The organism is Bacillus sp. EU52 (genome assembly GCF_037964975.1).
GTDB classification, from domain to species: domain Bacteria; phylum Bacillota; class Bacilli; order Bacillales; family Bacillaceae; genus Bacillus; species Bacillus subtilis.
In genome coordinates, this window is record NZ_CP150177.1 from 3,678,659 (window position 1) to 3,700,865 (window position 22,207).

A 22,207-nucleotide genomic window follows, 5' to 3' on the forward strand; every position below is an offset into this window, starting at 1 on the left:
CCTTTCAATGATTCAATAATCAGTCTTATCATACAAAAACTCGCCAAACAGGATTGTGAATTACATCACACGTTTTTCTCATAAAAAAAGGACAAAGCCCGAAGACTTTGTCCTTTTGATCGTGATTACATTTTTTCCGGAGCCGATACGCCGATCAGCTGAAGCGCATTGTTCAGCGTAATTTGCGTTGCCTTCATTAAAGCCAAGCGCGCGCGGCTCTTCTCTTCATTTTCAGGGTCGATGACTTTCTCTGCGTTGTAGAAGCTGTGCAGAGCAGAAGCCAGATCATAAATATAGTTTGTGACACGGTGCGGAATTCGTTTTTCCGCTGCTTCCGCCACTGCCTCTGGGAAGCCGCCGATCGTTTTCAGCAGATCATATTCTTTTTCTGATTGAATATGGCTGAAATCAAGATCTGCCGCCGGTTTAAGTCCCTGCTCTTCCCCTTGGCGAAGCATGCTGCAAATACGGGCATGCGCGTATTGTGCATAATACACAGGGTTTTCGTTAGATGTTGATACAGCAAGATCTAAGTCAAAATCCATATGGGTGTCTGCACTTCGCATTGCAAAGAAGTAACGCACGGCATCCAAGCCGACTTCTTCAATCAGGTCACGCATCGTTACGGCTTTACCGGTCCGTTTGCTCATTTTCATTTTCTCGCCGTTTTTGTAAAGGTGAACGAGCTGAATGATTTCTACTTCAAGCGTTCCTTTTTCATAGCCCAGCGCTTCGATTGCCGCTTTCATACGCGGGATGTAGCCGTGGTGATCGGCGCCCCAAACGTTGATCAGCTTATCAAAGCCGCGGTCAAGCTTGTCCTTATGATACGCGATATCAGGAAGAAGGTACGTGTACGTGCCGTCCTTCTTGATCAATACGCGGTCTTTATCATCGCCGAAAGTCGTGGAACGGAACCAAGTCGCGCCGTCTTCTTCATAGACATGGCCTTTTTCGCGGAGTGCTTCAAGCGCCTTGTCGATTTTTCCATTTTGGTACAGTGAAGTTTCTGAATACCACACATCAAACGGCACACGGAAGTTTTCCAAGTCCTTGCGAAGCTTTTCCAGCTCGTATTTCAGGCCGTATTCACGGAAAAACGCGAGGCGTTCACTTTCCTCTTCGTTAACGAAACGATCACCGTATTCCTCAGCGAGACGCTTTCCGATCGCAATGATATCCTCACCGCGGTAGCCATCCTCCGGCATCGGTTTTTCCAATCCGAGTGCTTCAAAGTAACGGACTTCAACAGAAAGCGCCAGATTGTTGATTTGGTTTCCCGCATCGTTAATGTAGTATTCGCGGCTTACATCGTAACCCGCTTTTGAAAGCACGTTGCACAAGGAATCGCCGACAGCCGCCCCGCGCGCATGCCCGAGGTGAAGGTCTCCCGTCGGATTCGCTGATACGAATTCTACCTGAACTCGTTCACCGTTTCCGATGTTCGTTTCCCCGTATGCTTCCCCTGCTTCCAGTACAGACGGAATCAGCTTTGTTAAATATTGATTGTTCATATAGAAATTGATAAAACCCGGGCCGGCGATATCCAGTTTTTCAATCGAAGCCTTTCCTTTATCAAAATGAGCGACAATCTCTTCAGCGATTTGACGCGGCGCTTTTTTTGCCACTCTTGCCAACTGCATCGCCATATTCGTTGAGTAGTCGCCGTGTGTTTTATCTTTCGGTGTTTCTAAAACAACATTGGGAATCTGGCTTTCTTCAGCCAGTCCCGCTTTCAGAACGGCCGCTTTGATTTCTTCTTTCAGCACGTCCTTCATTTGTTCCGCAATGTTCATGCGTGAGTTCCTCCCTCATACGTGATCGTCATATTATGTAAATGCTCCTGCTCGTCTCCGACATGCATGTCATATGCGATGCTGATACGGCCTTTTTCTTCATCGAGATCAGATTGAATCGATTTTGTGCTTGTTTTCAGCTCAAGCTCACCAAATGACATTTTATATTTAGCAATTGTGGAAGCTCCCGTTACGAAACGCTGATTCATTTTGACAGCGCCTGACCTCATGACCAGGACTTCGCCTTCGCTTACTTTCACAATCGTTTTGACTTTGCCTAAGTCGTGTTCTTCATAATAAGATAGATACACTTTATTTTGTTTTACATAGTAAAATCCGGTGGTGCGGAATTCGATGACTTCTTGGTTTCCGTCATCCTCGATCACAGACTTCACATGGAGTGTTATCGGTGTCTCTTGCTTCATTCTGACACGTCCTTTTCATCATTCCACTTTGACTTGAATAGTATAATCATTCGGTTTGTAAACTTCAACTGCTTCTATCTTACCATCATTGCTCATCAGATTTGAAGATAAACCTCATAAAAAGCATTTCCTTATATAGAAGAGAAAATCATATCACTAATTACCTTTAGGAAATGTTACATTTTTCCGAAATCTATCATTTCCTTTTCACATTTTTTTCAAAATATATGTATTGAATTAGTAATTTGATAGTTTTAAGATAAAAGTACAACATAGATCTGCTAGAAAAACAAAAAAAGGGAGGATTCAATTATGAAAAAAGCTGTCATTGTAGAAAACAAAGGTTGTGCAACATGCTCGATCGGAGCCGCTTGTCTAGTGGACGGTCCTATCCCTGATTTTGAAATTGCCGGTGCAACAGGTCTATTCGGTCTATGGGGGTAAGGATCTCCCAAAAGGGCATAGTCATTCTACTATGCCCTTTTTGGGTAAATTACAATTTTTAACTAAAATCTACCTCTTGGATATACATACACAACCGTTTTTCATTTGAATCATATGTATAGGGGATGGTATTTTGTTTATAGAGCAGATGTTTCCATTTATTAATGAAAGTGTAAGAGTTCACCAGCTTCCTGAGGGCGGCGTGTTAGAAATCGACTACTTGCGCGATAATGTCTCCATTTCTGACTTTGAGTATTTGGATCTCAACAAAACGGCTTACGAGCTCTGCATGCGCATGGATGGCCAAAAAACAGCTGAGCAGATTTTAGCTGAGCAATGTGCAGTGTATGATGAATCACCGGAAGACCATAAAGATTGGTATTACGACATGCTCAACATGCTCCAGAACAAGCAGGTGATCCAGCTTGGAAACCGGGCCAGCCGCCATACAATCACCACGAGCGGAAGCAATGAATTTCCGATGCCCCTGCACGCCACCTTTGAACTGACGCACCGCTGTAATTTGAAATGCGCCCACTGTTATTTGGAAAGCTCACCTGAAGCGCTCGGCACCGTGTCGATTGAGCAATTCAAAAAAACGGCTGATATGCTGTTTGATAACGGTGTATTGACATGCGAAATCACAGGCGGAGAAATTTTTGTCCATCCAAATGCCAATGAGATTCTTGACTATGTGTGTAAAAAGTTCAAAAAAGTCGCTGTCTTAACAAACGGAACACTCATGCGAAAAGAGAGTTTGGAGCTTTTGAAGGCTTACAAGCAAAAAATCATCGTCGGCATTTCTCTTGATAGTGTCAATTCCGAGGTCCATGACTCCTTTAGAGGGAGAAAAGGCTCTTTTGCCCAAACTTGTAAAACGATAAAATTGTTGAGTGACCACGGTATATTTGTCAGAGTCGCCATGTCTGTCTTCGAAAAAAACATGTGGGAAATCCACGATATGGCCCAAAAGGTTCGGGATCTCGGGGCGAAGGCGTTCTCTTACAATTGGGTTGACGATTTCGGAAGAGGCAGGGATATTGTCCATCCAACGAAAGACGCCGAGCAGCACCGCAAGTTTATGGAATACGAGCAAAATGTGATTGATGAGTTTAAAGATCTGATTCCGATTATTCCTTATGAGAGAAAACGCGCGGCAAATTGCGGCGCTGGCTGGAAGTCCATTGTGATCAGCCCGTTCGGCGAAGTACGTCCTTGCGCCCTCTTTCCAAAGGAATTTTCATTGGGAAATATTTTTCATGATTCCTATGAAAGCATCTTTAACTCCCCTCTCGTCCATAAACTGTGGCAAGCGCAGGCGCCGCGGTTCAGCGAACATTGCATGAAAGACAAATGCCCGTTCAGCGGCTATTGCGGAGGCTGTTACTTAAAAGGGCTGAACTCTAACAAATATCACCGGAAAAACATTTGCTCTTGGGCGAAAAATGAACAATTAGAAGACGTGGTCCAGCTTATTTAGGAGGGAAACGATTTGTCACCAGCACAAAGAAGAATTTTACTGTATATCCTTTCATTTATCTTTGTCATCGGCGCAGTCGTCTATTTTGTCAAAAGCGATTATCTGTTTACGCTGATTTTCATTGCCATTGCCATTCTGTTCGGGATGCGCGCGCGGAAGGCTGACTCGCGATGAGCATTTTGGATATACACGATGTATCCGTTTGGTATGAACGGGACAACGTCATCTTAGAACAAGTAGATTTACATTTAGAAAAAGGCGCCGTTTACGGGTTGCTTGGGGTAAACGGCGCCGGAAAAACGACACTGATTAATACGCTGACAGGCGTGAACCGCAATTTCAGCGGACGCTTTACACTGTGCGGAATTGAAGCGGAGGCCGGCATGCCGCAGAAAACATCAGATCAGCTGAAGACTCACCGTTACTTCGCCGCCGATTATCCGCTGCTATTTACAGAAATTACGGCGAAGGACTATGTGTCTTTCGTCCATTCGCTTTATCAAAAGGATTTTTCAGAGCAGCAGTTTGCCAGTTTGGCCGAGGCCTTTCATTTTTCGAAATACATCAACAGGAGAATTTCGGAGCTGTCCTTGGGGAACAGGCAAAAAGTTGTATTGATGACAGGCTTATTGCTGCGCGCTCCCCTGTTTATTTTGGATGAGCCGCTCGTCGGTTTGGATGTGGAATCGATAGAGGTTTTTTATCAGAAAATGTGTGAGTACTGTGAAGCAGGCGGGACCATTTTGTTTTCTTCTCATCTGCTCGATGTCGTGCAAAGATTTTGTGACTATGCGGCTATTCTTCACAACAAACAGATCCAAAAAGTCATTCCGATTGGAGAGGAGACCGATCTGCGGCGGGAATTTTTTGAGGTGATCGGCCATGAATAACATAATCCCTATCATGTCTTTGCTGTTCAAACAGCTTTACAGCCGGCAAGGGAAAAAGGACGCCATCCGCATTGCCGCAGGCCTTGTCATTCTGGCCGTGTTTGAAATCGGGCTGATCCGCCAGGCCGGCATTGATGAATCGGTGTTGCGCAAAACGTATATCATACTCGCGCTTCTCTTAATGAACGCATATATGGTGTTTCTTTCTGTGACATCTCAATGGAAGGAATCTTATATGAAACTGAGCTGCCTGCTGCCGATTTCTTCACGGAGCTTTTGGCTCGCCCAGAGTGTCGTTTTGTTTGTCGATACCTGTTTGAGAAGAACTTTATTCTTTTTTATTTTACCGCTGTTCTTATTTGGAAACGGAACGCTGTCAGGGGCGCAAACATTGTTTTGGCTCGGCAGGTTTTCGTTTTTTACCGTTTACTCCATTATTTTCGGAGTTGTGCTAAGCAACCACTTCGTCAAAAAGAAGAACTGGATGTTTCTGCTGCATGCGGCGATATTCGCCTGTGTATGTCTCAGCGTCGCTTTGATGCCGGCCGCCACGATTCCGCTTTGCGCGGTTCATATCCTGTGGGCGGTGGTCATTGACTTTCCTGTCTTTCTGCAGGCACCTCCGCAGCAGAGCAAGATGCATTCATTTATGCGGCGATCTGAATTTTCGTTTTACAAAAGAGAATGGAACCGATTTATCTCTTCTAAAGCGATGCTGTTAAATTACGCGGTAATGGCGGCGTTCAGCGGCTTCTTTTCGTTCCAGATGATGAATACCGGCATCTTCAATCAGCAAGTGATTTATATCGTGATTTCCGCGCTTTTGCTCATCTGCTCGCCGATCGCCCTTTTGTATTCGATTGAAAAAAATGACCGGATGCTGCTCATCACGCTTCCGATCAAGCGGAAAACGATGTTTTGGGCGAAATATCGCTTTTATTCAGGCCTATTGGCAAGCGGATTTCTCCTTGTCGTGATGATTGTGGGTTTCATCAGCGGCCGTCCGATTTCAGCTCTCACTTTTTTGCAGTGCATTGAGTTGTTGCTGGCGGGAGCATTTATCAGGTTAACCGCGGATGAAAAAAGGCCCTTCTTCAGCTGGCAGACGGAGCAGCAACTATGGAGCGGTTTCTCAAAATATCGGTCTTATCTGTTTTGTCTCCCCCTATTCTTAGCCACATTAGCCGGCACCGCTGTCTCCCTGGCGGTCGTTCCGTTAGCCGGTCTGGTCATAGTCTATTACCTGCAAAAACAGGATGGTGGTTTCTTTGATACAAGCAAAAGAGAACGGCTTGGAAGTTAACCTGCTGAAGACTCATCAATTTTCAACTATTTCAATCGCCGCGAGCTTTCTGAAACCGATCGAAAGCGCGGCGGAACCTGAGGAAGAAACGATTTATTTTTACGGCGCCGCCGCATACCTGAAGGAGCAAATCATTGACGCTTTCGGTTGTGTTGCCGGCAGCCGTTTCATGTACTCAGCGAATCTCTTTTTTGATCAGCAGCTGAAAACCTGCGGGACCCGTTTGATTCACCCATTATATAACGGGAATCTTCATGTTGACGCCCTGATGAAAACTTTTGCAGACTTGTCTTTCCCTTCTTCTCTTTCATTCGAAGCAGTTGAAAAGGCCAGGAATGAGCTGCTGCTGAAAATCGAAAAGAAATTCACTGATCCCTTCTCCTACTCGGCGGCTCGCTTGGCTGAGGAGGTCTTCGGAAACCCGATGTACGGCACAGGCATGTTTGGCCGGAAAGACAGGATAAAGGCGATTCATCCTAAACGGTTTCTCGACGCAACGGACTTTACCGTTGATTTAGTGTCCCAGCAAAAACAGCTGAACATATTGGGACAAGTACAAGCATGTGATGTTCGGGGACATGCCCCGCAAACGTCCGCTGTAACGTCCGGAAGAATACCCGTAAACCGGCATGTTTTTGAAACAGAGACACGCAGCGCTGCAGGTCCTTCCGTCTTGACACTCGGATTTGACTGCGGAGAGATGAAAGATGCCAGCGATTATATCAAAATACAGCTAATAGACGGATTACTGGGAAAGTACGGCCATTCCGCTTTATTCAAGCACTTCAGAGAGAAGGATCTGGCAGTCTATCACGTTATCACCCGTTACGATGTCATGAACAATTTGCTGCTTGTTTCAATATGTACAGATCAGCTTCATGAGAAAGACATTCCCCCGCGCGTTTTGGAAGCTGTCTCAGCTTTTCATACAGATGAGCGGGAACTAGAACAGGCAAAGCAGTTTTTACGCAATGAATTGCTGCTGCAATTCGATTCTCCCGAAGGTCTATTGGCCTATATGGGGGTCCTGCGCCGCTTCTCCTGCACGAAAGAAGCCTTGCTGGATGGCATCTCAGCGGTTACATGCCGTGATGTATTGCAATTCATAGCGACCATCAATTATATCGGAGCTCATGTAGTAAGGGGATGAAGAGATGAAAAAGAAAGCCTTTTTTCAACAGCTGGATGAACGAACCGATATCAGATACACAGACAGCGGACTAAAAATATTCAGATTGAAATTCCCCCGCGCCCACCTGCGGCTGTGCAATGTAAAAATCGATTTTGGAAGCCGGAATGTATGTATACGGGCAGAATCCGGTGATACACTGCTTCCGTATGGCACAGCGCATTTTTTAGAGCATCTTCTCTTCTGGCATAACGGCCGCAATCTGTACAGTGATTTTTTTGCGCATGGCGCGCTTTTAAACGCATTCACTACCTACACCGATACCAATTTCATGTTTACCTCATTACCGGATCGGCTCAGACAATCGATCCCTATCCTGCTTGATGCTTTATGGAACCACTCAATTGACAAGAAGATTGTCGCTCAGGAAAAAGCTGTGATTACAAGCGAAATTCAAACAGCACACCTTAACCATCAGCTCTCATATCATTATCAGCTGATCAGCATGCTTTCTCCCTCCTCACCAGCTGCCGTTTTCCCCGCAGGCAGAATCGAAGATATTGAGGCGCTGGACATCAGTGATTTACAAAAAGCCTATAAGGCTGCCTACCAAGCCCATCGGATGACGCTGTTTTTGATTGGGGGCTCAGAAAATACAGAAACGCTTTTGCCTCCTCACCTCCAGCTGGAAAAGCGTCCGGATTATCATGCTGAAAGAAAAATCATCCCGGCATGCCCTCCAGCCCTCTCACAAAAAATGGTGCTGGGTGATGAGGAGCGGATGGAAGATACATGGACCGGATTACAGATCGGCGCACTTCCCGGGCAAAACGATCTGTTGTCGATAAAGCTTTATTGGGATATCGCGGCTCGTATTCTATTTCAATTAGATTCACCGTTTTTTCAAGAAATTCAGCAAACGTACCGCCTGGAAATCGATCGCTTGTCAGCCGAGACTTATATCTATGAGGATGGCGGTTTCTTGATCCTTCACAGTCAAGGGACCCATTCTTCAGCTTATATTGATGTGGCTTCATACTATGTCACACAGAAAAAAGAACAGGTTGCCGCCTGGCTTCAATACGGCAAGGACTCTTTGACAGACGCGATCATTTATGACAGCGATTATGTGCGTAAATGCTTCGAGTGGGCAGCCGAGTGTGACAGGTGCGATTGCTCGTTTCTTGACATGTACCACATCATTCAAGATATGGATGCGCAGGTTTTCTTGTCTCTCATTGATGCAATGGCATCTTCTAACAAAGCGATCATTCACGTTTCTCAGAAAGAGGCGATCAGACAATGAAAAAAAACACTGTCTTTACCCTTTTATTGCTGCTTATAGGTATGGCGGCTTATTCCTTCGGCTGGGTTCAGGCCGTTGCCGAAGCCGCCGCCCAATATGTACAGATGATCAACAATGATGCTGTGCGGCTCGGACTGCTGGCTTGTACCGCTGCCCTCCTGATGCTGCCTGCTTTTCTCTATCTTCATTATGTCACCCAATCCGTGAAAAACATGACAGCAGCTTTTCAGAAACTCACACAGTCTCATCAAAGCTGCTGTGACTTTCAGCAACACAACTTGTGCAGCCGATATGCAGAAGACGTCAAATCGCTGCGTGACAGCTATAAAAACGTCCGCCAAACATACGTGATGGCTGCCGTGTTGTGCCAAGTCATCATATTCGGCTGCATGTTCGAAATCGTTAAAGCCGTCCCTTTCCGCCTTCACACGCCCCCTGCCCTTTCAATGGGACTTGCGATGCTACTGATCCTGTATTTATTGTTTTGCATGCGAACGTATTTGCGGCAGCTTTTCCGGCACGGCAGCCTGTTCAGAAAAGTGTTTGCGGGAGTGCTGGCAGCTGCCGGGATTTGGTGGATGCTCAGTTTCTCTATAAGTGAACTTCTGTTTCTGATTATCCTGGCTGCCATCCAACAAATCGAATCATTTATTTATAAACGATTCTCTTATCGCAGCACCGCTTCTCTTGATCTATAAAATAGCTACATTGCAATCGCAGACGGACCCGCGCCAACCGGAATCACCGTCACGGCTGTATAATCACTTGTGCGGTACACGGTCACAGCATTGTCGTTGGGCTGTGCCGCATAAATATACTGTTTGTCCGGCGTTACGGCGAGGTCAAAAGCGCCGGGGAGAGACACGTTTGCAATGATCCTCTGTCTGGCCGTATTAACTACGTATAAGTTATTAATGAGAAACGGTTCACTATATGGCTCTAGAAAATAAGCTCTAGTGCTATCGAGAGAAAATACAATCGTCCTCAGGGTTTCAAATAAACGGCTGAAGTCTCCTCCCCTGCTTAATGGTGACAAACTAATCTCCGTTACACCTTTCGGCCACAGCTCACCATTCAACACGTACGCAAAATTTCCAGCGTAAGGAGTTGCAATTAAACTGGGAAATTCAAATGTATCTATGATACTTTCTACCAACTGCCCAGTATTTACATCATATTTATCAACCGACCAACTGCTTCCATTAGCGGTATAGACATACTGTCCATTCGGATCAAGAGCAAAGTCTAAAGCGCCGGGTATCGGAATGACATCAATGACCGATTGAGAGGCCGTGTTAATCACATATATAGATCCGGCGGCCATCACGTATGCGAACTCATCTGTTGGATCAAATTCGATCTTTCTCGGCCCTCCTCCAACAGTAATGGTATTTATGATGGTTAATGTTTTATTATCAATCACTGAGACAAGGTTGGTATTTCCATGGAGGACATACGTGAATGCTTTATCGAAAGTAACGCCTAGATTAGTTGGCACGTCAGAAAAAGGGATTGTTTTTACAACAGTGTTTAAATCTGCATCAATAACCGAAACCGTGCTGTCTCCAGTATTGGCAGTAAACACATACGATTGAGGGTCTGGCGATGGCGGCAAAACAAGTGTCCCGGCCACCGTGAGCGGACTGCCGTAGAAAGGCGGCACGATGAGAAGATCTTCCACTGTCATTTGACTGAAATCAGGACAGCGGCCAGACTGTGCTGCATAATAAACAACTTGATCAATCTCTTCAGTATGAATCATAGAAACCGCCCCATTGCCTTGTCCATATTGATTTCGCACAGGCGACACACTGACAAGAAGCGTAATGGTCCCTTGTACTCTCACAGCATATCGAACACCGATATCTTCTGGTTCCGGCCCAGTCTGGATTAAGCAAGGCTCACTGATACAGGACAAATTGTCTGTACTCCATGTAACAGCCGCTGACACTTCGGCCAAATCAACCTTGAAGCCCTCAGGGATATCTATCGGCACTTGAAACGGCGCTTCCCGGCTAATTTCCTCATCACAAAAACAGAAACAATTTTCCTGTAAAGCAGAAAGATCATTCTTTTTCATGATTTCACGTCCTTTTAGAAATGCACAACATATAGTTGATTAAATCGCAATAGCTCCCGGTGAAACCCCAAGAGATATGACAGTCTCCACGGAGTAATCATCCGTGTTGTAAACAGTGATGCTCTGTTCTAGAACATGAGTTGCATACAGAAACTCGCCATTCGGGGTAAACGCAAAGTCTCTTGCCGACTGCGGAACATTTCCTATAACGCCTGCTCCATTTGGACTGACAGAATATAAATTGCCAGTGAAGCCGTCATATAAATACACCTCTGCTCCACTCGTAAACATTCGATATTCCCCTTCATACTCCAGCTCTTGGGTGCTGCTGATTTTAAACGTATTTAAATCAATAACCGTCAAATAATTAAAAAAGAATTCTTGTTCTAATACATAGGCATACCGCTCCGGCCAATTTGTTTCTATGGTTGATACGATAAGCTCTCGTTCAATTGTTCCTGTGACTTCACCGGTAGTTAGGTCCACTTTTTGCACTATACCAAAATTTAGAACATAGGCGAATAACCCATTGGGATCGATTGCAACATCATACCCTTCTACAGGAATCGACCTATCCACAGTTAACGTATCAATTCCAATCACATAAACCGCAGTACCGGTGAAAACATAAGCAAACTCATGATTAGGGATAAATCTAATCAATCGAGGCGGCTGATCCAGCAATATAGTTGCTGTCACTGTTAATGTGTCATAATCGATGACAGAAATCACATTATTGTTCGGATGTAAGACAAACACAGCGCTTTTATCTGGCGTAATTTCAATACCTGCCGGATTGTACGGAAGAGCAATCGTTGTCACAACAGAATGAGTGTTTGTATCAATCACAGAAACTGATTGATCATTTGGATTCGCTGTAAACGCATAAACGGGTTCCGGCTCCGGTACAAGCACAATCGTCCCCGTCACCGATAAAGGACTGCCGTAAAAGGGCGGAACAACAACAAGGTTCTCAATCGTGATGTCACTGATATCCGGGCAATCATCCGGTTCATCGGAATAATAGACGACTTGATCGATTTCTGCATTGTGAATGACGGAAACAGCCCCGTCCCCTTGTCCATATTGATTTAGCAAAGGTGAGACACTGACGAGTAGCGTAACGGTTCCCTGCAGGCGCACTGCAAATTGAACACCGATCTCATCAGGCTCTGGCCCCGTTTGAATTAAGCAACGGTCACTGACACAAGAAAGGCTGTCTGCATTCCACGTCACGTTTGCAACAGCTTCAGCCGGATCAACGACAAATCCTTCAGGTAATTCAATCGGCGCTTGAAACATGGCTTCTCGGCTTGCTTCTCCCTCACAAAAACATAAGCACTCTTCTTGTTCTGCTCCTGCTTTTTCTTTAAAGGAAAGCTTGTTTTTTCTCATTCCTTCACTTCCTTTTCAGACATACACTGCTCACGCAGATATAACAGAATATGGAAGGTTAACGTGTTTGCTTGTACAAATTGCTGAGGGTAAAAGCTTCTTTTTGAAAATATATCTCCAAACATGCGGTGTAACGAAAGAAAAAATTGCGGTTTTTTTGCGCTTCTCACAAGAATGTTGATGATAAAATATGACATATATAGAATTATGAAGGGAGGGATTTGCAAACGTGACAGGTGTCATATCTTCTTCTTCCATCGGAGAAAAGATTAACGAATGGTATATGTACATACGCCGATTTAGCATACCCGATGCAGAATACTTGCGACGAGAAATCAAGCAAGAGCTGGATCAAATGGAAGAAGATCAAGACCTTCATTTGTACTATTCACTGATGGAGTTTCGGCACAACCTGATGCTTGAGTACCTTGAACCGTTAGAAAAAATGAGAATTGAGGAACAGCCGAGACTGTCTGATCTGCTGCTTGAGATTGATAAAAAACAGGCTCGTTTAACTGGTCTGCTTGAGTACTATTTTAATTTCTTCAGAGGCATGTATGAGCTGGATCAGCGGGAATATCTGTCGGCTATTAAATTTTTCAAAAAGGCCGAAAGCAAGCTGATATTCGTTAAGGATCGGATAGAGAAAGCTGAGTTTTTCTTTAAGATGTCTGAATCTTATTACTATATGAAACAAACGTATTTTTCAATGGACTATGCACGGCAAGCATATGAAATATACAAAGAAAATGAAGCTTATAATATAAGATTGCTGCAGTGTCATTCTTTATTTGCCACCAATTTTTTAGATTTAAAACAGTATGAGGATGCCGTCTCACATTTTCAAAAAGCTTATTCTATGGCAGAAGCTGAAAAGCAGCCCCAATTAATGGGAAGAACTTTGTACAATATCGGGCTTTGTAAAAACAGCCAAAGCCAATATGAGGATGCCATAACTTATTTCAAAAGAGCAATAGCTGTTTTTGAAGAATCAAATATTCTTCCTTCCTTACCTCAAGCGTATTTTTTAATTACACAGATCCATTATAAATTAGGAAAAATGGATAAAGCTCATGAATACCATAGTAAGGGAATGGCTTTTTCACAAAAGGCCGGAGATGTAATATATTTATCAGAGTTTGAATTTTTGAAATCTTTATACTTATCAGGCCCGGATGAAGAAGCAATTCAAGGATTTTTTGATTTTCTCGAAAGTAAAATGTTGTATGCTGATCTTGAAGATTTCGCTATTGATGTGGCAAAATATTATCATGAACGTAAAAATTTTCAAAAAGCTTCTGCTTATTTTTTGAAGGTGGAACAAGTAAGGCAACTTATTCAAGGAGGAGTGAGTTTGTATGAAATTGAAGTCTAAACTATTACTCTCTTGTCTGGCTCTAAGCACTGTGTTCGTGGCAACAACTATTGCAAATGCACCTACACACCAAATTGAAGTTGCACAACGAGGAATGATTTAATGAATACAACCGGTTTTCACCGGTTGTTTTTTGTTAAATACACAATCGGGACAAAAGTTTTATTTTTTGAATCTCTAAATATTATTACTAACTAATTTAAATTGGTTACCTAACCCACAAACATAGGAAACAAGATAATTTTTATTATATGAAAAAATAAAAATATGTTTACTTTTCCTTTTTTTTGAACTAATATATATATGACTTAAGTTCAGTATCACTTCAATTGGAGTTTAAAAATGGAGGATTTATTTTGAAAGTTCAATTCAAAAAAAGGATTAGTTTACTCATCATCATGTTTGGGATCGCAGTTTCCTCACTGGGTGTTACACAGGCGGTTCATGCAAAAGCAAATACGAGCGATTCAAGGGTGCATTTTACTTTCAGATGGTACAGCCCTTACGACTATACAACTGCTCGAAGAAAACAAAATAGAAGCTACATGTATATGCATCTCCTAAAGAAAGATGATGGAGGTAAATTTAATGTATGGGCAGAGGCAGATAAAAACGTTCACTCTGGCGGGCGCGACTGGCACAATGTATCCGGTGGTGGAACTCACGAAGGAACAGTACACCCGGGTCATACATACTTATTTTCCAACACTGCTGTTGAAGATTACGGGAGAAATGTACCCGTAAGGTTTGGCGGTTACAGCCGCAGCAGTGATTCCTTCTCAACTGATTGGAGTCCTGACAGCGTAAAACCTAAGGGAAATTACACAATCTATTAATAGCTTTCTCAAAACAAAGCGATCTTACATTAAACATGTAAGATCGCTTTTTAAGGTAAAAATAATATCCACTCTTCAAGATTGTTTATTAAAATAAAACTATCCAAAACTCACACAGAGTTTTAATAAAAAAACAGGAGCCTCGCACATGATTTCTTTCTTTTTAAAGCGTTTATTGAAAAATAAAGAGATTTATTTTTCTTTATTCATTAGTATCGTTCTTATGATCGTCAGTTATCTAGGTATACTCTTCTTTCATCAGAAGATCAATCTTCCTTATGAAATCCATAACTCACCGTTTTTATCGAATATTGCAGAAGGAAATACAACCTCAGCTCAGACTGTCTGGATTCTCATTCTTCCGTTATTAGCATCACTTCCAATGTCCGGTATGTACCGTGAAGATAAAAATACTGGATTTTTTATGAATGTTATAACAAAAACAACTAAAAAGAAATACTTTACAGTATTATTCGGATTGAATGTTGTGATTTCTTTTTTGGTTATTTTTTTACCGTTATTATTAAACCTTTACTTGCTGATGATGACATATCCTTCAGTAAATCCGGACGGAATCGTCAATTATATGGACCCAATCGTTTTGGGCGGAACTGATTTAGCAAACCTTTATTATGAAAACTCGCTGATTTATACTCTCATTTTATTTATACTAAATGGTTTGTACGGTGCCATTCTCTCTTCCATTGGATTAGCTTTATCATTTTTTATTAAAAAGAAATATTTTGTTTATATCATACCTTTCTTAATTAATTTGATAGGCTTTACTTTACTCAACAACCATTACAATCCAATGAAATATATTGTTAACGATGGAGGGTTTTTGAGTGTAGATAAGTTTATTTATTTGAACCTTAGCGTGTTCATTGTAACTACTTTACTTTATATGTGGGGAAAAAAACGCCGTGTTTTATTATAATACTCTAAAATCAACATTAAGAATGAAGTGGCCGGGTATCACCGTCGCATTACTGCTGCAGTTAATTGCTGTTTATTTCTTTTTTCATCAAGAAAATGGTAGTGATGATAGTTTTGTACTGGAAAATATTTTTTCCTATTGGCATCTCGTTTCTATTTTATGCCCTGCTGCCGTTGTATTTTCTGTTTTGATCTCATCCGATTACTTTTCAATTTATACTGTAATCCGAGTAAACAATGCACCTTATCTAACAATGATATACCTTTTAAAAACACTTTTATTTTCAGCAGTATACGGGATTATCATTATGGGTGAATTATATACTTTATGTGTATTCAATGATACGGGACTATTGTATGTGACCCCGATATCTTTCATCACTCATGTCTTTGCATTTATTTTCATTTGTTATGTTGTTTCATTTATTTTACTGTATTTGAATCAAATCATTGTAGTTTTTCTATTCATTCTTTTATTTTTAATTGATTACCTTGCATGTAATGGTATGCTCTTTTTAAATGGTTTTGTACTGGAATTAAGTGATTCGGCTGAATTATTATTGATTAGATTAGGGATTATGTTGTTATTATTCGGGATTTCTATAGAATCTATAAAGCGACGCAATTATTTACAGCAGGTTGAGGAGAAAGGAGCAAACTGATTGTCTTTTATGAATATGCTGAAACGTGATATTGTCATGCGTTTCAATGAAAGTAAGATTACATACTTTGTCATTAGCTTAGCTGTTGCCCTCCTTCTTTTGTGCTTCCTCTGGAATAGCAATAAGACGGGACAGCTAGAACATCAAAGTTTTTCCGACAGCCTGACCACACTATTTCATTCGATGAATTTCTTTGATCTACATATCTTATATACACAGCATAGATTATCTATCCCTCTACAATGGATTAGTTTTCAAGTGCTGCCTTTGTTGATTGTGGGTAATTTTATGTTTAGTGACATTCAAATTTCTGGAGCTTATATCCTTCCAAAACTCCCCAAAAAAGGAGTATATATATTCAGCAAACTTCTGTCACTGTTTGTTCTGATTGTATCTATTTGGTGTGTATGGCTTTTTATATACATTATGTTATTTACCTCATTTAATGGCTTTACAGCAGAACTGAACAGCAAGGTAATATTATTTATGTTAATTCAAATCTTAGTTTCGTTTATGTATGCAGTTTTGCTAGAAACTTTAACTTTCATGATATCTTTTATATCAGCATTTATTATTATTGTTGCTTATATTGTAATATCTATTTTTTTTCACAGCTCTTTATTCATCGCTTCATTTGCTATGGCTGGAAAGTGGGCTTTTATTGATTATTCGCGCATGAACATTAACTACTCAGATGGTCGTTTTTTTCATGCCTCTGACTTTTTATTAATTGCACTTATTTTCTGTGCAGCTTGTACTTTTATTAGCCTAGTTTTTATTAAAAAAACAGATATTTTAGGAGAGTAAATATGACGTCGTATATCGAGTGTAAAAATATAGTAAAAAAATTAAAGGGAAATCATGTATTAGATGATATCAGTTTTTCAATTAAAGAAAACGAATTTGTCGTGTTAAGAGGCCATAATGGATCTGGAAAGACAATGATTTTAAGAGCCATCGCCGGACTGCTAACATTAACAAAAGGCGAAGTTTCTGTTAACGGCCTCGTGATCGGAAAAGATATTGACTTCTCTGAACATACAGGTCTGTTAATTGAATATCCGAGCTTCATCCCTGTCTATTCGGGATTTCAAAATCTGAAATTCCTTGCTTCTATCAAGAAAAAAGTATCTGATGAAGAAATCAAAGAAGTAATAAGAAAAGTTGGGTTAGACCCCGAAGATAAGCGTAAAGTCAAACGCTATTCTTTAGGGATGAAGCAACGCTTAGGAATTGCTCAAGCAATAATGGAAAAACCCAAATTACTTCTTTTAGATGAACCGACAAATGCCTTAGACAAAAAAGGGATTAATCTTATACTGGATATCCTAAAAACCGAAAAAGAAAACGGCACAACGATTGTAGTGGCTAGTCATGATGATACGCTATGTGAAAATAGTGTTGTCGACAGAATTATTGATATTAGTGAAGGTAAACTGGAGGATACAGATGAATAAACGTTGGATTTTCTTTATTGTTTTATTAATAATAGTAACATTCAGCTGTGTTCGTTTCTATACAGTGAATGCCCAAAATGATAAATATACTCCAAAAAATATTAATATTGCCGCAAACCAAACAATCGATACAGGAAAAGGAATAAAATTTCATATTTTAAAACCATTAAAGCCGGTCAAGTCATTTGATAAAGATACAAATTCCATAAAATATATATACATTTTGCCTTTTAATGCTGAAAATACTTCTAATCATAAAATTACTCTAGAAGATCTTTCACCGGACGGAAAAAACTTTTTATTTTTTGGTCAGTATCAATATAATAAACAATTGATGCCTTATAATTATGATTTGCCGGATAAGTATCAATTCAATACAGAGATTCCACCAGGGAAAACAGTACTAGGATATGTAGGATTAAGTTTGTATCCCGACGAAAAAGTAAATTATAAAAATTTCAATCCTGAATCATCAAAAGTATCTGCTTATTATACTGTAATAGACGACGAATCTAATAAAAGAATTTCTTATAAAATGACTTTAAATAATTAAAAGATAAAAAAGGGCCTGGATGTAATTCAGACCCTTTTTTATTAAAAACTATTTCACAAACCCAAGCAGCATTTCACGGATGATTTTGCTGGCTGTGTTTGCCGTTTGCTCTGAGTGGTCATACACCGGTGCGACTTCCACTAAATCAGCGCCCTTTACGTTTACCTCTGAACGCGCAATTTCATGGACCGATGCAAGCAGTTCTTTAGACGTGATGCCGCCGGCGTCAACCGTTCCTGTACCCGGTGCGTGTGCAGGGTCTAATACGTCAATGTCAATTGTGACATAAACCGGACGGCCCGCCAGCTTCGGAAGCACCTCTTTCAGCGGTTCAAGCACTTCAAATTTTGAGATGTGCATGCCGTTTTCCTTCGCCCATTCAAACTCTTCTTTCATGCCGGAACGGATTCCGAATGAATACACATTGTGCGGTCCGATCAATTCTGCCGCCTTACGGATCGGCGTGGAGTGAGAAAGCGGTTCTCCCTCATAATCAACACGAAGATCTGTATGTGCGTCAAAATGGATAATCGCAAGGTCTGGGTATTTCTTGTACATCGCTTTAATGACAGGCCATGACACGAGGTGCTCCCCGCCCATACCCATTGGGAACTTCCCTTTTTCTAAAATGCTGTCCACGTACTCTTCAATCATATCCAGGCTTCGCTGCGGATTTCCGAACGGCAGCGGAATGTCGCCAGCGTCAAAGAAGTTCAAGTCAGCCAGATCGCGGTCTAAATATGGGCTGTATTCCTCAAGGCCGATTGACACCTCACGGATTCTGCTTGGACCAAAGCGTGAGCCCGGGCGATAGCTGACTGTCCAGTCCATCGGCATGCCGTAAAGAATGGCGTCCGCCTCTTCCCACTCGGGACGGCTCGCGATAAATACTTTTCCTGAATAAGCTTCATCAAATCTCATCTATAATACCCTCGCTTTCCTGTAAAAAAGCGCAAGATTCGCTCCTGCGCCATACCTTCATTATTTAATCAGGTCACTCACAAATTTCGGCAGAACAAACGCCGCTTTATGAATATCTTTTGTGTAATATTTCGTCTCAATATCGAAGAAACGGCTGTCTTCCACTGCAAGCGGATCATATTTTTTCGAGCCAATTGTAAATGTCCACAAACCGCTTGGATATGTCGGAATGTTCGCCGTATACAGCTTCGTAATCGGGAAGATTTCCTTCACGTCGCGCTGTACATTTGTGATTAATTCCGGTGTAAACCATGGGTTGTCCGTCTGTGCGACAAAAATGCCGTCTTCTTTCAGCGCTTTAGCGATTCCTGCGTAGAATCCTTTTGTAAACAGGTTTACAGCCGGTCCGACTGGTTCAGTCGAATCTACCATGATGACGTCATATTGATTTTCAGATTTTGCAATGTGCATAAATCCGTCATCTACCTGCACGTCAACGCGCGGATCATCCAGTTTGCCTGCGATAGAAGGAAGGAACTTTTTAGAGTATTCGATCACCTTGCCGTCAATATCTACAAGTGTCGCTTTTTTCACGCTTGGGTGCTTCAGGATTTCTCTGATAACGCCGCCGTCACCGCCGCCGACTACGAGAACGTGCTCCGGATTTGGGTGCGTAAATAATGGCACATGCGCCACCATTTCGTGATAAACAAATTCGTCTTTTTCAGATGTCATCACCATGCCGTCCAAAAACAGCATGTTGCCGAACTCTTCTGTTTCCACCATTTCTAAATGCTGAAACTCCGTTTGTTCTGTATGTAACGTTTTGTTAACCTTCATCGTAATGCCAAAGTTTTTCGTCTGCTTCTCTGTGTACCAAAGTTCGCTCAATTGTCATCTCCCTTTCGAGGCTGTATTCATTTATTGTAAGCGTCTTATCAGCTTTTATTCTCGGTTGAAATCTCATTTTCACCTAAGGAAAAAGTATAGAGGATGGCGGGGAAAAAGTAAAGATGCGTCCTGTTCTGCGATGTTTAAAAACGATCTTTTTTTCTCATAATAGTAGAAACATAAAAAAAGGGGGAAACCCGTTGTGGATGCAATGACAAATAAACGGCTGAGACTGACGCTGAAAACCGTTCGCGCCTTTATCTTTTTAGGGGCTTTTGCGGCCTTGGCGGCAGCTGCCGTGTTTATGACTGTCATTTTGATAGCCAAATACCAGGGCGCTCCCTCGGTGCAAGTGCCGCAATCCACGATTTTGTATGCGAGTGACGGCTCAAAGCTCGGGGAAACGAACTACGGCGAAAAGCGCTATTGGGTCCCCTTAAAGGACATGAATCCGACGATCGTAAAAGCGACAGTGGCGATTGAAGACCAGAATTTCTACGATCATCACGGCTTTGATTATAAACGCATGGCCGGCGCGGCGCTTGCCGACCTGAAAGCATTTGCCAAGGTTCAGGGTGCAAGCACCATCACCCAGCAATATGCGAGAAACTTATACCTTGAACACGACAAAACGTGGAAACGGAAATGGAATGAGGCGTTCTACACGATCCGTCTGGAACAAAACTATTCTAAGGACGAGATATTAGAAGGCTATTTAAATACGATTTACTACGGCCACGGCGCCTACGGCATTGAAGCAGCTTCCCGCCTGTATTTCGGCAAGCATGCCAAAAACCTGACGGATGCGGAGGCGGCGCTTTTGGCAGGAATCCCGAAAGGCCCTTCCGGCTATTCACCGTATGTCAATGAGACGAAGGCCAAGGAACGCCAGAAAACGATTGTGCGGATGATGGAAAAGCAGCAGATGATCAGCCAGAAGAAAGCGGATGAACTGATCAAGGAACCTCTTTCCTATCAGCCTTTGAATAAACAAGTTTCCAAGAGAAAGGCTCCTTACTTCTATGACAATGCCATGAGAGAACTGGAGAAAAAGCTCGGCATGACACGGGAGCAAATTGAAACGAGCGGGTTAAACGTCTATACAACGGTAGATAAACGGATGCAGCGCATCGCCGAGGAGACCATTACCGAAACGGTTAACGGGGGATCTGACATTCAAGTCGGGTTTTCAGCCATTGATCCCCGCACCGGAAACGTTCTCGCCCTTGTCGGCGGCAGGGATTATCAAAAAAGCCCGTTTGACCGGACGACACAGGCGAAGCGCCAGCCTGCTTCGACGATCAAGCCGTTGCTGTACTATAAAGCGATTCAGAGCGGATTTACGCCAGTCACTTTGATGAAAAGCGAAGAAACCGAGTTTCAAATTGATGCAAAGGGAGAAACCTATTCTCCAAGCAACTATAACGGATACTATGCCAACAAGCCGATTACGCTTCTGCAGGCGCTGGCGCTTTCCGACAATATTTACGCTGTGAAAACGCATCTTTTTCTCGGCACGAACAAACTTGTAAAGACGGCAAAGGAATTCGGCATTACCGCCCATCTTCAAGCACTGCCGTCCCTGGCACTCGGCACCGAACCCGTACGTCCGATTGAGATGGTCAACGCCTATGCCATGCTCGCAAATGGCGGAAAGAAAATCGAACCGACTTTTATTTCAAGGGTAACGGACGCAGCCGGCCACGTGCTGTACGAAAACCCGAATCAGCATAAACAAGTGCTTGATGAAAAAGCCGCTTTTGTCACAGCGAGTATGATGACAGGCATGTTTGATACCGATTTAAATGGATATACGTCGGTAACGGGGCGAACGATAGCCAACCGCCTGACAAGAACGTATGCCGGAAAATCAGGAACCACCAGCGCAGACAGCTGGATGATCGGCTTCAATCCGAAGCTGGCCGCAGGTGTTTGGACCGGCTATGACAAAAACAGCACCATCGACTCGGTCGAAGAAAAAAGCTATGCTAAAACCATTTGGGCGGACTTCATGGAGGACGCGCTCAAAGGCGAACCAGAAACCGCGTTCAAGCCGCCAAAAGGCGTAACCGGTGTGTACATTGATCCGGAAACAGGCTACTCATCAGGTCCCGGCTGTGCCGCTAAGCATTACACATATTTTGTGAAAGGCACAGAACCAGCAAACATGTGCTACGGGGCAGAACCCGCAAAACAAACAAAAGACCGGCTTCCATCCAAAGAAAAGCCCGCTTCCGAGAAAAAGTGGTGGGACAAATGGCTGGGGCGACATCATTGAAAATAACCCGGCTCCTCGGAGGCCGGGTTATTCGTATGGTTCCTTCATAA

The 22,207-nt window shown here is 42.6% G+C and carries 25 protein-coding genes; 18 read left to right on the top strand and 7 right to left on the bottom strand.

The window, feature by feature from the left end:
* Positions 1–125 precede the first annotated feature (125 nt).
* Together argS and NSU05_RS18910 are read right to left on the bottom strand one after the other, a co-directional pair.
* Positions 126–1,796, bottom strand: coding sequence for an arginine--tRNA ligase (gene argS / locus NSU05_RS18905; RefSeq protein WP_003227570.1), 1,671 nt, complete (start codon positions 1,794–1,796; stop codon positions 126–128).
* Positions 1,793–2,221 (bottom strand): DUF1934 domain-containing protein, encoded by a 429-nt coding sequence (locus NSU05_RS18910; protein ID WP_003243604.1) that lies wholly within the window; start codon positions 2,219–2,221, stop codon positions 1,793–1,795. The genes argS and NSU05_RS18910 overlap by 4 nt, the downstream gene beginning before the upstream one ends.
* A 312-nt stretch (positions 2,222–2,533) precedes the next feature.
* Here NSU05_RS18910 and sboA point away from each other — a divergent pair, with 312 nt between their 5' ends.
* From sboA to albG, 9 genes are read left to right on the top strand one after another with little or no spacing between them, the layout of a single operon-like run.
* Entirely contained in the window at positions 2,534–2,665 is a 132-nt protein-coding gene (gene sboA / locus NSU05_RS18915; protein WP_003222002.1) for a subtilosin A, read from the top strand.
* The gene (sboX, locus tag NSU05_RS18920; protein WP_082200983.1) at positions 2,622–2,774 is read left to right on the top strand and encodes a bacteriocin-like protein SboX; all 153 of its coding nucleotides are present in this window, start codon (positions 2,622–2,624) and stop codon (positions 2,772–2,774) included. Before sboA ends, sboX begins: the two co-directional genes overlap by 44 nt.
* Before the next feature lie 24 nt (positions 2,775–2,798).
* The gene (albA, locus tag NSU05_RS18925; protein WP_015714887.1) at positions 2,799–4,145 is read left to right on the top strand and encodes a subtilosin maturase AlbA; all 1,347 of its coding nucleotides are present in this window, start codon (positions 2,799–2,801) and stop codon (positions 4,143–4,145) included.
* Positions 4,146–4,157: 12 nt separating this feature from the next.
* A complete protein-coding gene (albB, locus tag NSU05_RS18930) occupies positions 4,158–4,319 on the top strand; it encodes an antilisterial bacteriocin subtilosin biosynthesis protein AlbB (RefSeq protein ID WP_003222006.1) in 162 nt (53 codons plus the stop codon).
* Positions 4,316–5,035, top strand: coding sequence for an ABC transporter ATP-binding protein (locus NSU05_RS18935; RefSeq protein WP_038429789.1), 720 nt, complete (start codon positions 4,316–4,318; stop codon positions 5,033–5,035). The genes albB and NSU05_RS18935 overlap by 4 nt, the downstream gene beginning before the upstream one ends.
* On the top strand, positions 5,028–6,338 hold the full coding sequence (albD, locus tag NSU05_RS18940; protein ID WP_038429790.1) for an antilisterial bacteriocin subtilosin biosynthesis protein AlbD: 1,311 nt from the start codon (positions 5,028–5,030) through the stop codon (positions 6,336–6,338). The genes NSU05_RS18935 and albD overlap by 8 nt, the downstream gene beginning before the upstream one ends.
* Positions 6,328–7,488 (top strand): antilisterial bacteriocin subtilosin biosynthesis protein AlbE, encoded by a 1,161-nt coding sequence (gene albE / locus NSU05_RS18945; protein WP_082201022.1) that lies wholly within the window; start codon positions 6,328–6,330, stop codon positions 7,486–7,488. Before albD ends, albE begins: the two co-directional genes overlap by 11 nt.
* A 4-nt stretch (positions 7,489–7,492) precedes the next feature.
* Positions 7,493–8,773, top strand: coding sequence for a pitrilysin family protein (locus tag NSU05_RS18950; protein WP_038429792.1), 1,281 nt, complete (start codon positions 7,493–7,495; stop codon positions 8,771–8,773).
* The gene (albG, locus tag NSU05_RS18955; RefSeq protein WP_038429793.1) at positions 8,770–9,471 is read left to right on the top strand and encodes an antilisterial bacteriocin subtilosin biosynthesis protein AlbG; all 702 of its coding nucleotides are present in this window, start codon (positions 8,770–8,772) and stop codon (positions 9,469–9,471) included. Before NSU05_RS18950 ends, albG begins: the two co-directional genes overlap by 4 nt.
* Positions 9,472–9,476: 5 nt before the next feature.
* Here albG and NSU05_RS18960 read toward each other — a convergent pair whose 3' ends face one another.
* The 3 genes from NSU05_RS18960 to NSU05_RS18970 are packed head-to-tail and all read right to left on the bottom strand — an operon-like array spanning position 9,477 to position 12,475.
* Positions 9,477–10,853 (bottom strand): YncE family protein, encoded by a 1,377-nt coding sequence (locus NSU05_RS18960; protein WP_038429794.1) that lies wholly within the window; start codon positions 10,851–10,853, stop codon positions 9,477–9,479.
* Positions 10,854–10,892: 39 nt separating this feature from the next.
* Complete coding sequence (locus NSU05_RS18965; RefSeq protein WP_038429795.1) at positions 10,893–12,248, bottom strand: YncE family protein; 1,356 nt, start codon at positions 12,246–12,248, stop codon at positions 10,893–10,895.
* Positions 12,245–12,475 carry a hypothetical protein gene (locus NSU05_RS18970; RefSeq protein WP_038429796.1) on the bottom strand — a complete coding sequence of 77 codons (231 nt, stop codon included), beginning with the start codon at positions 12,473–12,475 and terminating at the stop codon, positions 12,245–12,247. Before NSU05_RS18970 ends, NSU05_RS18965 begins: the two co-directional genes overlap by 4 nt.
* 2 nt (positions 12,476–12,477) lie before the next feature.
* On the opposite strand from NSU05_RS18970, the gene rapF reads away from it, so the two are divergent.
* The 8 genes from rapF (at position 12,478) to NSU05_RS19010 (ending at position 18,067) form a co-directional block, all read left to right on the top strand.
* Positions 12,478–13,623, top strand: a complete 1,146-nt coding sequence (rapF, locus tag NSU05_RS18975) for a response regulator aspartate phosphatase RapF (RefSeq protein WP_038429797.1) — start codon at positions 12,478–12,480, stop codon at positions 13,621–13,623.
* A complete protein-coding gene (gene phrF, locus NSU05_RS18980; protein WP_009968329.1) occupies positions 13,607–13,726 on the top strand; it encodes a phosphatase RapF inhibitor PhrF in 120 nt (39 codons plus the stop codon). Before rapF ends, phrF begins: the two co-directional genes overlap by 17 nt.
* A 253-nt stretch (positions 13,727–13,979) precedes the next feature.
* Positions 13,980–14,459, top strand: coding sequence for a hypothetical protein (locus NSU05_RS18985; RefSeq protein ID WP_015714892.1), 480 nt, complete (start codon positions 13,980–13,982; stop codon positions 14,457–14,459).
* Between the two features lie 148 nt (positions 14,460–14,607).
* Positions 14,608–15,396: a membrane protein gene (locus tag NSU05_RS18990; protein WP_015714893.1), complete on the top strand. Its 789-nt coding sequence runs from the start codon at positions 14,608–14,610 to the stop codon at positions 15,394–15,396.
* Entirely contained in the window at positions 15,383–16,057 is a 675-nt protein-coding gene (locus NSU05_RS18995) for a hypothetical protein (protein WP_015714894.1), read from the top strand. Before NSU05_RS18990 ends, NSU05_RS18995 begins: the two co-directional genes overlap by 14 nt.
* Positions 16,058–16,066: 9 nt before the next feature.
* Entirely contained in the window at positions 16,067–16,864 is a 798-nt protein-coding gene (locus NSU05_RS19000; protein WP_231573542.1) for a hypothetical protein, read from the top strand.
* Positions 16,865–16,866: 2 nt separating this feature from the next.
* Positions 16,867–17,514 carry an ABC transporter ATP-binding protein gene (locus NSU05_RS19005; protein WP_015714896.1) on the top strand — a complete coding sequence of 216 codons (648 nt, stop codon included), beginning with the start codon at positions 16,867–16,869 and terminating at the stop codon, positions 17,512–17,514.
* The gene (locus NSU05_RS19010; RefSeq protein ID WP_015714897.1) at positions 17,507–18,067 is read left to right on the top strand and encodes a hypothetical protein; all 561 of its coding nucleotides are present in this window, start codon (positions 17,507–17,509) and stop codon (positions 18,065–18,067) included. The genes NSU05_RS19005 and NSU05_RS19010 overlap by 8 nt, the downstream gene beginning before the upstream one ends.
* Before the next feature lie 48 nt (positions 18,068–18,115).
* Here NSU05_RS19010 and speB read toward each other — a convergent pair whose 3' ends face one another.
* Together speB and speE are read right to left on the bottom strand one after the other, a co-directional pair.
* Positions 18,116–18,988 (bottom strand): agmatinase, encoded by an 873-nt coding sequence (gene speB, locus NSU05_RS19015; RefSeq protein ID WP_003227545.1) that lies wholly within the window; start codon positions 18,986–18,988, stop codon positions 18,116–18,118.
* Positions 18,989–19,048: 60 nt separating this feature from the next.
* Positions 19,049–19,879 carry a spermidine synthase gene (speE, locus tag NSU05_RS19020; RefSeq protein WP_003227543.1) on the bottom strand — a complete coding sequence of 277 codons (831 nt, stop codon included), beginning with the start codon at positions 19,877–19,879 and terminating at the stop codon, positions 19,049–19,051.
* A gap of 202 nt (positions 19,880–20,081) precedes the next feature.
* Between speE and NSU05_RS19025 the strand changes: the two genes are divergently transcribed.
* On the top strand, positions 20,082–22,157 hold the full coding sequence (locus NSU05_RS19025) for a transglycosylase domain-containing protein (protein ID WP_038429798.1): 2,076 nt from the start codon (positions 20,082–20,084) through the stop codon (positions 22,155–22,157).
* Positions 22,158–22,207 lie beyond the last annotated feature (50 nt).

What these genes read in the sequence shown, in the direction of transcription:
- NSU05_RS19000 (WP_231573542.1), top strand. Translation starts at nt 16,067, where the DNA reads ATGAATATGCTGAAACGTGATATTGTCATGCGTTTCAATGAAAGTAAG.
- NSU05_RS19010 (WP_015714897.1), top strand. Translation starts at nt 17,507, where the DNA reads ATGAATAAACGTTGGATTTTCTTTATTGTTTTATTAATAATAGTAACA.
- albD (WP_038429790.1), top strand. Translation starts at nt 5,028, where the DNA reads ATGAATAACATAATCCCTATCATGTCTTTGCTGTTCAAACAGCTTTAC.
- NSU05_RS18910 (WP_003243604.1), bottom strand. Translation starts at nt 2,221, where the DNA reads ATGAAGCAAGAGACACCGATAACACTCCATGTGAAGTCTGTGATCGAG.
- NSU05_RS18965 (WP_038429795.1), bottom strand. Translation starts at nt 12,248, where the DNA reads ATGAGAAAAAACAAGCTTTCCTTTAAAGAAAAAGCAGGAGCAGAACAA.
- speB (WP_003227545.1), bottom strand. Translation starts at nt 18,988, where the DNA reads ATGAGATTTGATGAAGCTTATTCAGGAAAAGTATTTATCGCGAGCCGT.
- albG (WP_038429793.1), top strand. Translation starts at nt 8,770, where the DNA reads ATGAAAAAAAACACTGTCTTTACCCTTTTATTGCTGCTTATAGGTATG.
- sboA (WP_003222002.1), top strand. Translation starts at nt 2,534, where the DNA reads ATGAAAAAAGCTGTCATTGTAGAAAACAAAGGTTGTGCAACATGCTCG.
- argS (WP_003227570.1), bottom strand. Translation starts at nt 1,796, where the DNA reads ATGAACATTGCGGAACAAATGAAGGACGTGCTGAAAGAAGAAATCAAA.
- NSU05_RS18950 (WP_038429792.1), top strand. Translation starts at nt 7,493, where the DNA reads ATGAAAAAGAAAGCCTTTTTTCAACAGCTGGATGAACGAACCGATATC.
- NSU05_RS18990 (WP_015714893.1), top strand. Translation starts at nt 14,608, where the DNA reads ATGATTTCTTTCTTTTTAAAGCGTTTATTGAAAAATAAAGAGATTTAT.
- NSU05_RS19005 (WP_015714896.1), top strand. Translation starts at nt 16,867, where the DNA reads ATGACGTCGTATATCGAGTGTAAAAATATAGTAAAAAAATTAAAGGGA.
- NSU05_RS18935 (WP_038429789.1), top strand. Translation starts at nt 4,316, where the DNA reads ATGAGCATTTTGGATATACACGATGTATCCGTTTGGTATGAACGGGAC.
- phrF (WP_009968329.1), top strand. Translation starts at nt 13,607, where the DNA reads ATGAAATTGAAGTCTAAACTATTACTCTCTTGTCTGGCTCTAAGCACT.
- NSU05_RS18960 (WP_038429794.1), bottom strand. Translation starts at nt 10,853, where the DNA reads ATGAAAAAGAATGATCTTTCTGCTTTACAGGAAAATTGTTTCTGTTTT.